Annotated in this window: 13 protein-coding genes; 10 read left to right on the forward strand and 3 right to left on the reverse strand. The window is 39.9% G+C overall.

What is annotated here, in order from left to right:
• Positions 1 to 278 precede the first annotated feature (278 nt).
• The 3 genes from PHC29_07930 to PHC29_07940 are packed head-to-tail and all read right to left on the reverse strand — an operon-like array spanning position 279 to position 2704.
• The gene (locus PHC29_07930; GenBank protein ID MDD5109405.1) at positions 279 to 1928 is read right to left on the reverse strand and encodes a recombinase family protein; all 1650 of its coding nucleotides are present in this window, start codon (positions 1926 to 1928) and stop codon (positions 279 to 281) included.
• Positions 1929 to 1939: 11 nt separating this feature from the next.
• Entirely contained in the window at positions 1940 to 2410 is a 471-nt protein-coding gene (locus tag PHC29_07935; protein ID MDD5109406.1) for a DUF2924 domain-containing protein, read from the reverse strand.
• A gap of 24 nt (positions 2411 to 2434) precedes the next feature.
• The gene (locus PHC29_07940) at positions 2435 to 2704 is read right to left on the reverse strand and encodes a hypothetical protein (GenBank protein ID MDD5109407.1); all 270 of its coding nucleotides are present in this window, start codon (positions 2702 to 2704) and stop codon (positions 2435 to 2437) included.
• 148 nt (positions 2705 to 2852) lie between these two features.
• Between PHC29_07940 and PHC29_07945 the strand changes: the two genes are divergently transcribed.
• The 10 genes from PHC29_07945 to PHC29_07990 form a co-directional block, all read left to right on the forward strand.
• Complete coding sequence (locus PHC29_07945; GenBank protein MDD5109408.1) at positions 2853 to 3626, forward strand: hypothetical protein; 774 nt, start codon at positions 2853 to 2855, stop codon at positions 3624 to 3626.
• Positions 3627 to 3679: 53 nt separating this feature from the next.
• Positions 3680 to 4105, forward strand: coding sequence for a very short patch repair endonuclease (locus tag PHC29_07950; GenBank protein MDD5109409.1), 426 nt, complete (start codon positions 3680 to 3682; stop codon positions 4103 to 4105).
• The gene (locus PHC29_07955; protein MDD5109410.1) at positions 4060 to 5208 is read left to right on the forward strand and encodes a DNA cytosine methyltransferase; all 1149 of its coding nucleotides are present in this window, start codon (positions 4060 to 4062) and stop codon (positions 5206 to 5208) included. Before PHC29_07950 ends, PHC29_07955 begins: the two co-directional genes overlap by 46 nt.
• A gap of 18 nt (positions 5209 to 5226) precedes the next feature.
• Entirely contained in the window at positions 5227 to 5610 is a 384-nt protein-coding gene (locus PHC29_07960; GenBank protein ID MDD5109411.1) for a nucleotide pyrophosphohydrolase, read from the forward strand.
• Positions 5611 to 5770: 160 nt separating this feature from the next.
• On the forward strand, positions 5771 to 6145 hold the full coding sequence (locus PHC29_07965; protein ID MDD5109412.1) for a helix-turn-helix transcriptional regulator: 375 nt from the start codon (positions 5771 to 5773) through the stop codon (positions 6143 to 6145).
• Positions 6142 to 6858 (forward strand): ImmA/IrrE family metallo-endopeptidase, encoded by a 717-nt coding sequence (locus tag PHC29_07970; protein ID MDD5109413.1) that lies wholly within the window; start codon positions 6142 to 6144, stop codon positions 6856 to 6858. The genes PHC29_07965 and PHC29_07970 overlap by 4 nt, the downstream gene beginning before the upstream one ends.
• 191 nt (positions 6859 to 7049) lie before the next feature.
• The gene (locus PHC29_07975; protein MDD5109414.1) at positions 7050 to 7202 is read left to right on the forward strand and encodes a hypothetical protein; all 153 of its coding nucleotides are present in this window, start codon (positions 7050 to 7052) and stop codon (positions 7200 to 7202) included.
• 162 nt (positions 7203 to 7364) lie between these two features.
• A complete protein-coding gene (locus PHC29_07980) occupies positions 7365 to 8258 on the forward strand; it encodes a hypothetical protein (GenBank protein MDD5109415.1) in 894 nt (297 codons plus the stop codon).
• Positions 8259 to 8433: 175 nt separating this feature from the next.
• The gene (locus tag PHC29_07985) at positions 8434 to 9435 is read left to right on the forward strand and encodes a patatin-like phospholipase family protein (GenBank protein ID MDD5109416.1); all 1002 of its coding nucleotides are present in this window, start codon (positions 8434 to 8436) and stop codon (positions 9433 to 9435) included.
• The coding region (locus PHC29_07990) for a nucleotidyltransferase (GenBank protein ID MDD5109417.1) at positions 9432 to 9690 on the forward strand (259 nt) is incomplete at its 3' end. The genes PHC29_07985 and PHC29_07990, both read left to right, overlap by 4 nt.

Here is a 9690-nt window from a genome sequence, read left to right on the forward strand (position 1 = left end):
TTAATAACACTAGTCAGGGTATTTTTTATGTATCGATGTGCCAAAGAGTTAGGGCCTTATTTTTTCTGTTATTCTGCTGTTGTCGATCTTAAATTTTAGTCTTGCCTAAGGTTCGTTAAAGTAAGCCGAATAAATCTCACCAGCTTATCTCTATATCTCTGAAGTGCCGCTTAGTAAAGGCTTCGTAGTAAATGGTATTTAGCGCAGATTTAGCGGATAATTTGTTCGGATCCTCAGCATTTACTAGGAAAACGCTAGAGTGAGAGGAGAGATAAAGCTTATTTCTTGGAGAGGGTTTCTTTGATATCCTGCCAGATTTGGGTTTGTTTTTTCCAGTCCACTTCGGCAGCAAGAGAGCGGATTTTATATTCGGGAATAAGCGAGATAATCTGTTTATCGCTATTGAGTATTTCACTTTGAATGGCAGGCGCAATAAGCAGCATTGTCATGAGGTGATCAAGGCGGGCTTGGTCAAAATTGAGCCATGCAGATGTCTGTTTAAGGCTTCTTATTTTGCCTTCGTCAAACAGTCTTTGCAATTGATGCGCCAAGATTAGATTTCTGCGTATCTTTGGCTCTTTTTCGATTTCCTCTTCCTTGTGCCACTTATTCAAAGGCCGCACTTGTTTCAAATCAACATCGAATTCAAGCCGAAGGCTGCTGCCGTTAAGCAGAATTCCAAGTTTCTTATTACTTGAATCATAGTCAACTTCTTTGATAAGAACTTTGAGGATGCGCCGTTTCTCCTGTGGATACAAAGTATCCCAAACAGGAGACAGGAGTGCTTCAATTTCTTGCTTATTTTGTTCTTCTTTTTTCTTCCGGTTTTCAGCAAACAGCATTTTTAAACAATCAACGACGGTATCTTCAATTGCCTGCGCATTCACTGACTTTGTAGGGCAGGAGTTATAGCCGCGTTTCTGCGCATTTGTGCAGACATAATAGCGGTATTTGCGCGTCTTATGCTTTAAAGTATAGGTATGGAACATAGAATGCCCGCAGGTCTTGCAGTGCAGAATATGGGTTAGTAAGCCGGTACATTCAACATTTTTTATAGCTTTGCGTTCTATGCGGTTATCCTTAAGCACTTGCTGGGCTTTTTTGAAGGTTTCCTCGTCGATCATTGCTTCCTGCTGGCCTTCATAGACCTGGCCTGCATAAAAAACCTTTCCTATATAAACTACATTCTTGATTGCCTGCTGTATTTGGGTAACCCCGAATTTTAAACCTCCGAATGGTTTTCCGTCCTTTTGCTTGCCTGCCCGGCTTCTATAGCCTTTTTCATTCAGGATGCTGGCAACTTTAAGAAGGGAGTTATCTTTTAGGTACAGTTCAAACATCTCTCGGACGATTTTTGATTCGGCTTCATTAATTACCAGTTTTTTTCCTTCTTTATCCCTGCTGTAGCCAAAAGGAGGCCTGCCTCCCAGCCACTGGCCCCGTTTGCGCGCAGCGCCCATTTTGTCGTGGGTGCGCTCACTAATCAGTTCTCTTTCAAACTCGGCAAAGGAAGACAAGATATGCAGCATAAGTTTGCCTGTTGAAGTACTTGTATCAATCGGTTGGGTAATTGAGGCAAAGGCAACCCCATGTTCATCAAAAAACTTAAGAAGCTGAACAAAATCCACAAGCGATCTGCTAAGCCTGTCTAATTTATAGACAACTACCATATTAACTCTGCTTTCTTTGATATCATTGATCAATTTTTGGAGAGAAGGGCGGTTGGTGTTTGAGCCAGTAAAGCCGTTGTCATCGTATCTTTCGGTCAACGGCACCCAGCCCTCGTGTTTATGGCTTGCGATAAAGCTTAGAATAGACTCATGTTGGTTTTCGATAGACCCGAAGGTCTCATCCGCACGTTCTTCCACTGATTTGCGGCAGTAGGCTGCGCAGTAGATTCGTTTTTTAGTTTCTTTTGTTTCCGCCATCAGATTACTCCTTACAGATTAAAGAACAAGTAGCCGTTCCAGTGCGCTCCAGTCACCTCTTTAGCAATAGCCGTAAGAGTCTTATAAACTTTACTACTGTATTCAAAGCCTGATTCAAGTATTTTAACCTGAAGTTTAATACCTTTATATTCTTTAGTAATAACTGTGCCTGGAATCGGCAGCCTTTTATCTCGCCTAAGGTTTGGTTTTTTAGGTTGATCTTGAGGAGCGTCATCTGGGCGCATAGCCTTGTTATTAACCGGGTCATATTTTTGAATGAGCTCTTGAATTTTACCTTGGGTCTCTGTAGGAAGCCCGCCGTATTCAAGCTCCTGCAGCCTATAAGCAATCTTCTTCCAAAGATAGGTTTTGTTATTTGAAGGAGCGGGTTTGCCATGAAAAAGTTCTGAGTATCTTTTCTTTAGCTCCTCAAGAGATGCGTCCTTAAGGTTCATTATTTTGGTTAAGAGATTTTCCTGCATAGGTTCCTTTCTAAATAATGCTCCTTAATGAGCCTTCGTTTTGTTGGTTACCTCTTTTAATTTCCTAAAAAAGAGGTTTATCTCTTTACAGTATTTGATGATTTTTTCTCCCTGTTCAACTGGTATGGGATTCTTATCTTTGCCGGTCACATGCGAACCAGCTATTAGACCGATAATATATAAGTCATTACCTAAGTGATGGTCTATCAGCTCCCAGATAAGAGGGGAAACGCCCAGATGTTCATTCTCGATAACTTCATAGATTTTTTCTTCGTTATTAAGAGGATTGCACATTCTCGGCCTCCTTTTTCTCTGGCTTATCTCTTCTCCTCACCTCACATATAGCCATACAATTCGAGAGATATCAAGGCGGTGCGCAAAGATTTTTTTTGATTGTGGAGATGCTTCGCCAGCAGTATAATACCTAAAAAGGGGGCGATATATGCCAGGCAATGAAAAAGAAATTACTAAATATTTGGTTGCAAATAAAGGGAAATTATCTTTGCGGCATTTGGGCGTTGTTGCATCTGTTGGCGCGCCAAATCCATCAATTGCTGGCTGTAAAGAAATCAGTAACGCAAAAGATGTTGATGCATGTTTAGCTAGCGAAGATTCGCGCAAGAAAGCAGATATCTATATTAATAAGGAAGGGGTTTCACTTAAACAAAAAGGGGCTACCTTTTCTTATAATAGGCTGCAGCGCGCTAACCTTTTAGAAGTCTTCAAGTTATTGAATTTTACTAACCCTGAAGCTACATTAAAGAGGATTGATAAAGAAGTCGAAATGTTCCATAGTAATAAATTAGATAAGAGGAATAGGCCTTGGCAGGATTTATTTTCAGAAGGAGAATTCAAAGCCTTAACAAAATTCTTAATGATGGATAGCGCTCCTAATGTGGGGTATTCTTTGCACCCTGCAAAATTTATCTTAGAGGCGCCAGCCAATGGCATCTCAGAGGGTACAATAGATGTTTTTACTTTTGAAGAATATTTTAATAAATACCGGGATAATTTTAAAATAGCGATAAGGCGGCAATGGGTAGGGCAAAGCAGCAATTCTGAACATAATAGGGCTGTAGGATTAGTAAAAAAGCCTGAGAATGCGCCATGGGTATTTGGTACAGCAGTAGGTACGCCAAGGTCTGGCTGGAGGGTTAGTTTTCCTGCCAAAAGTAAGAAGACGGTATACTTTTTGATGATTGAAAAAGAATCTTGATGCTGGGTACTTAGCTTATACACCTTGAAATCTTCAAATTAATACGTTAATATATGCCATATAGGTTTAAAACTTCCGCTGTTAGGTCAAGTTTAATGCGGAAAATACGAAGCGATAAAACAAGCCCGGAAATTTTGCTACAAAAGCTGTTACGAAGCAAAGGCATTAAGTTTAAAAAGTATGACCGAGATTTACCGGGTAAACCAGATATAGTAATCCTTAACAAAAAACTCGCAATCTTTGTAGACGGCGAATTTTGGCATGGTTACCGATGGCAAGAAAAAAAGAAGAAGATACGGGCTAACCGGGCGTACTGGGTCCCTAAGATTGAAAAGAATATCTTAAGGGATAAGCAAAGCAATAAAAAGTTAAAGAAGGCAGGCTGGAAGGTTTTAAGGTTTTGGCAGCAGCAAATAATTAAGGATCCATTAAAATGCTTAAAGAAAATCAAAATTGCGCTGAAGAAAAACCAAAGGTAATATCGCTTTTTACTGGTTGTGGCGGTTTAGACTTAGGTTTTGAGAAATCAGGTTCTGAAATTATCTGGGCAAATGAATTTGATAAAGTTATTTGGGGTACCTTCACACATAATTTCCCCAAGGTTCCTTTAGATAAAAGAAGCATAGTTGATATTACGTCTTCCGAAATTCCTAGCGCAGATGGCATTATTGGCGGCCCTCCATGCCAGAGCTGGAGCGAAGCAGGTGCTTGCCGTGGCATAAATGACCATCGGGGGCAACTATTTTTTGAGTATATAAGGGTTTTAAAGGATAAGCAGCCATTATTTTTCCTTGCTGAAAATGTATCTGGGATACTTGCGCATATCCATAAAGAGGCTTTTCAAAATATCCTCGCCAAATTCGCTAATGCTGGTTATGCTGTAGTGCATAAATTACTTAATGCTAAATATTATAATGTCCCGCAAGACAGGGAAAGGGTTATTATAGTTGGGTATCATAAGAAAATGAATAAAACTTTTGAGTTTCCTGAGGGCTCTAAAGATTTATTGGCTTTGCGCGATACGATTGGAAATTTAAAAGAGCCTAAACCAGCTTTGAAATATAATAAAACTAATGGCGATGGCCTTGAAATACCTAACCATGAATATATGATTGGAAACTTTTCGACAATTTATATGTCTAGGAATAGGGTAAGAAGTTGGGATGAACAGTCATTTACTATCCAAGCAGGCGGTAGGCATGCGCCAATTCACCCTCAAGCGCCAAAAATGAATTTTGTTGAACAGAATAAAAGGGAGTTTGCTAAAGGGCAAGAGCATTTATATAGGCGGCTATCGGTAAGGGAATGTGCGAGGATCCAAACATTCCCAGACAGTTTTATTTTTAAATATACTGATGTCAGCGATGGGTATAAAATGGTAGGTAATGCTGTGCCTGTCGAATTTGCCCGTTTCCTAGCGAGAGGGATTATAAATGACATAAGGGAGTATAAAAATAAAATCCATCCTATAAGGAATAAACAGAAAATCATCCGTAAAATAAAGCATGAAACTGGCACAGAAATAATTTTTGCAACCTCCTGGAATAGCCAGCCCTCGAAAGAGCCAAGCCTAAAAACTTAAAAATATAAAACCGTATCTATGAAAAAGCCAGAAATCACCCTCCAAGAAATTAAAACCCGCATTAAACAATTTGTTAAGGAGCGAGATTGGGAGCAGTACCATTCCCCTAAAAACCTTTCTATGTCTATAGCTATTGAAGCTGCTGAGCTTATGGAACATTTCCAGTGGCTTACTATCGAAGAATCGCATAAATTGTTAAAGGATAAAAAGAAGCGTATAGAAATTGAAGATGAACTTGCCGATATAGCAATTTATGTTTTAGATTTCTGCAACCTGTTTAGTATCGATATAGAAAAAAGTATTGTCAGGAAGTTAGATAAAACCGCAAGGAAATATCCATCCCACATAGTCAAAGGCAAGTCGCATAAATATACCTATTACAAGAAATTAAAGAAGAAGTAGAAATCTTTCTCTTCACAATTAGCCCACTAAAGACAGGGAAGTATTGACTCTTCCTTAAATTAACATCCTATAATCTGCACATAGATAATTCTTTTGCCGTGTCAATTTATTAAAAAAAAGTATTGACAAAAACAGTATTACGCTGTACGCTTATAAGTACATGGGTAATGAATTTGGGAATAAAATAAAAAAGAAGCGGATTCACTTGGAGTTAAGTTTACGTAAAGTGTGTGAATCCGTTTGTAATGAAGACGGAAAACCTATATCAGTATCATACCTTAATGATATTGAGCAAGGGTACCGTAAGCCACCAACTGGGAAGATAGTTATTCAGTTGGCTACTACATTGAAGATTGACCCTCAAGAATTACTTAATTTGGCTGGGAAGGCTGATCCGATCATTGAGGATATGGCAAGTAAGGATGCAAAAGTAGGTGTTTTATTTCGTAAAATCGCTGAACATTTTGAACGCGATCCAAGTATTATTGATCGACTTAATGATGGGTTAAATAAGGAGAATGAAAAGAAGAAATGATGAGATGGGAAGATGATCCGCAAAGCCCATATGGGTGCCGGTTAGTCTGTACTGGTATTGATATTGATGAAGCGATGGAGGAAAGGTACTTGAAATTTTACCATGGCACCTGCGATATCGATCACCCAGCCCTGGATATTGAACGTTTTATTGATGAAAGCTTGAGGAGTGAACATATTGAGTATGAACCCGAAGCCACTGATCTTCCGAGCAACGTTTTAGGAATAACTCAGTTCAATTCAGATGGTTCTCGTCTCATTAGAATAAACTCTGGATTATATCGTCAACGGAATTTATTATTGAAAAAGGGGCGTTTTCGATTTACGTGTGCACATGAAAGTTTTCATGCAATTTTCCATACCCGGCTTTTTCGGAAAGGTGGCCGTTTGATATGTTCTGGTCAGCATGTTCGGGAGGATATGGTTGAGTCGACCCCAACGCCAGGTGATTTTACTGAGTGGCAGGCGAATCGTGGCGCAGCGGCCTTGTTGATGCCGCGTTTGATTTTTATAGAAAATGTTAAACGGATCCGTGGGGTATCAGGAAGTGCTAATACTGATATTTTGGTACAAAATCTATCAACCCGGTTCGATGTTTCTAAAAAATCAGTGCAAATTAGGTTACAGACGTTAAGGCTGACGATACCACGTGATGATGATATGGTTCTTGAAAATGATGGTATTGACAGCTACATAGATAAAAGAGAAAGGTAAATTTTTTTAACTAGTATTTACGCAGTAAGCGTAAAAGAACAATAATTTACAGGAGGAGCAATATGACCTAAGAAAAACGCGTACTTGTCTGATAGGAGTAGGATGGGTAAAGAAGGTAGTTTTACCTTAATAGTTAAGGGAAGACGTAATAATTGCAGCGTGTAAGAACCAATACTAACAGGAGGAAACCGATGGCGTATCATTCCGAGCATTCAGAAGTATACCATAAGCATAAGAAATGCGTGTTGGGTAATAATATTGAACAAGATAATGTTAAGCAGGGCCCGGCGAAGAAACTTTGCGAACATTGCAAAGAGATTGATAAGGGTAAAGTAAAGCGTTGAATTTAGCCATCCAGGGAGACAGTTTGTATCTCTCCCTGGGTGTATTATTTGGATTAAAGATAAAATGTATATGTTATAATTATGTTTGAAGGTTTTGCAAGTCTTTCGTTTGCAGTTAGCTGTGTATCAGAAGGGCTTTATGTTTAACATGAAGGAGAACTTATGCCTACAGAATTAAGTCTTAAGAAAACAGAAGTACGCAACAAATTAAGGAAATTCAAGGATAATAAGATCAGGCTGGAAAGGGATGTTTTCTTCGTACCGGGATGGACAGACCAAGCAAACATCTGTTGGACGGAGCCCTACATGGAATCAGGTATTGACAGAAGGGCAGGTTGGGAATATACCGTAAAAGATTGGGAATGTATTGTTGAGAATCCAGAAAAGATGCATTATCTTCAATTGGTGGAAGATGAAAATGCTATTAACATAATAAGGAACAAGGAAGGAAAAGTAAAAAAAGTAGAGTTTAAATCCGACCCAAGTTATGGTTATAGTAATTTCTTTCAGTTTGCCGAACTAGTAAAAAATAAAATTAGGGCATCTGGAGCGAAAGAGTTTGACCTTGTGGGGCATAGTATGGGTGGTTTAGATATTATTTCGGCCGTTGCCTTGGATAAAAAACTAGATAATTATCAGGAAGTACGGGACTTCATAAAAACCGATTCGCTTGAAGGGCTTGGTTTGTTGATTACTGTTGCTACGCCCTGTAAAGGTTCTGTTCCGGCTGACCTAGTTAGAAATACAATAATTGATGAGTGGTTTAGGAAGGAATGGTCGGATGGCATAAGGAAACAATGCGAGAATTTGGCTCACAGCTCTAAATTTATCAACATAATTAATCAGGAAGAGATAAAAGGAAGGCTTCTGAAAAAGGCAAAGATCGGCGTTCATACTTTTTCAGGAAAAAATGACCAGGCAGTACGGCCGGAAGATGCATTCATTGAAGGAGCCCAGAATCATGAGCCTTTTGAGCTTGTTAGTCATTCTCAAAGGATGGGAATAACGCAGGATCCAAGGACACATTTTTGGCTTTTTGATTTATTAAATAAATAAACTTTTAACTAATAAAATAATTCTCAATATACATGTTTATTGTTAAATTAAATCTTGACCAAATACATGATGGTACAGTGATGAGGATTTAATATAGGCAATAACGTTAACGGATTAGCATAGTAATTATTGGTTGGGAATGAACACGTTCTACATTCATGGAGGATAAGATTAAATGGACATAACAACGCGAGATGTGGAGGAAAAGAAGTTATCCACCTTTACTACTGAGTACAAGAAGGATGGAATATACAGGATTCTTTCTCTGGACGGCGGTGGAGCCAAAGGTTTTTACACCCTTGGCGTACTCAAAGAACTAGAAGGCATGCTGAATTGCCCTCTCTATAAACGGTTTGATCTTGTTTTCGGAACGAGTACAGGTGCGATTATCGCAGCGTTGATTTCGCTCGGCTATGAAGTTGAAAAGATCCACGCGCTCTACAAGAAATATGTTCCTAAAGTGATGAAACCATTGACCCGAAAAGGTAAGACTAAAGCCCTTGCCGAGCTTGCTGAACTGGTGTTTCGCAACGCAACATTTGAAGATGTTAAGACTGGGGTTGGTATCGTAACCACGAAATGGGTTATTGAACGGCCCATGATCTTTAAGGGTGATGTTGCGCAGGCCCACGGACGCAAGGGCACATTTCAGCCAGGCTTCGGTGTTCACATCGCAGATGCAGTGCAGGCATCCTGTTCAGCATATCCATTCTTCGATCGTAAAATTGTTACCACTGCTTCTGGAGACAGGATGGAGCTGGTCGATGGCGGTTACTGCGCAAACAACCCGACGTTGTATGCGATTGCGGATGCTGTCAGTGCGATGAATAAGACGCACGGCGATCTACGAGTGGTAAGCGTCGGAGTCGGAGTTTATCCTGAGCCGAAACGGTGGTTGATGCGGTTAGCGAAGAAATATCTTTTAAGCGTGCGCCTTCTGCAGAAAACACTGGAGATCAACACACAATCAATGGAGCAACTGCGAACAATCCTTTTCAAGGATATCAAGACGGTCCGAATCAACGATACATTTGAGAGGCCAGAGATGGCAACAGATCTAATGGAACATAACCTCGATAAGCTTAACATGTTGCGGCAGCGTGGTAGCGAGTCGTTTGCGAGTAGGGAGTCCGATCTCAGAAAGCTTTTGATAGGTGTCTCAGAGGTTGAGCGATGAGTATCCCTGAATCGCAGCTAGAATCCTGGTCTCATCAAGGCTCGATTGCACAATCAAGCGATACATACAACGCGATCAAAAATACTCTTGAGGCATCGGACACCCCTTACGTAGACAAGAGCTATAAGGTGTTCCTTCAAGGGTCTTACGGGAACGATACCAATATCTATTCCGAAAGCGATGTGGATATAGTAATTCAACTAAATGACTGTTTTCAACACGATCTCAGCGATTTGACTGATGACCAGAAAGTGT

The sequence above is a fragment of the Candidatus Omnitrophota bacterium genome, assembly GCA_028712255.1.
Lineage (GTDB): Bacteria > Omnitrophota > Gorgyraeia > Gygaellales > Profunditerraquicolaceae > UBA6249.

Bases quoted from the DNA above. Each gene is read 5' to 3' on its own strand.
- PHC29_07985 (MDD5109416.1), top strand. From the start codon at position 8,434: ATGGACATAACAACGCGAGATGTGGAGGAAAAGAAGTTATCCACCTTT.
- PHC29_07980 (MDD5109415.1), top strand. From the start codon at position 7,365: ATGCCTACAGAATTAAGTCTTAAGAAAACAGAAGTACGCAACAAATTA.
- PHC29_07960 (MDD5109411.1), top strand. From the start codon at position 5,227: ATGAAAAAGCCAGAAATCACCCTCCAAGAAATTAAAACCCGCATTAAA.
- PHC29_07935 (MDD5109406.1), bottom strand. From the start codon at position 2,410: ATGCAGGAAAATCTCTTAACCAAAATAATGAACCTTAAGGACGCATCT.
- PHC29_07970 (MDD5109413.1), top strand. From the start codon at position 6,142: ATGATGAGATGGGAAGATGATCCGCAAAGCCCATATGGGTGCCGGTTA.
- PHC29_07940 (MDD5109407.1), bottom strand. From the start codon at position 2,704: ATGTGCAATCCTCTTAATAACGAAGAAAAAATCTATGAAGTTATCGAG.
- PHC29_07930 (MDD5109405.1), bottom strand. From the start codon at position 1,928: ATGGCGGAAACAAAAGAAACTAAAAAACGAATCTACTGCGCAGCCTAC.
- PHC29_07945 (MDD5109408.1), top strand. From the start codon at position 2,853: ATGCCAGGCAATGAAAAAGAAATTACTAAATATTTGGTTGCAAATAAA.
- PHC29_07965 (MDD5109412.1), top strand. From the start codon at position 5,771: ATGGGTAATGAATTTGGGAATAAAATAAAAAAGAAGCGGATTCACTTG.
- PHC29_07955 (MDD5109410.1), top strand. From the start codon at position 4,060: ATGCTTAAAGAAAATCAAAATTGCGCTGAAGAAAAACCAAAGGTAATA.
- PHC29_07950 (MDD5109409.1), top strand. From the start codon at position 3,680: ATGCCATATAGGTTTAAAACTTCCGCTGTTAGGTCAAGTTTAATGCGG.
- PHC29_07975 (MDD5109414.1), top strand. From the start codon at position 7,050: ATGGCGTATCATTCCGAGCATTCAGAAGTATACCATAAGCATAAGAAA.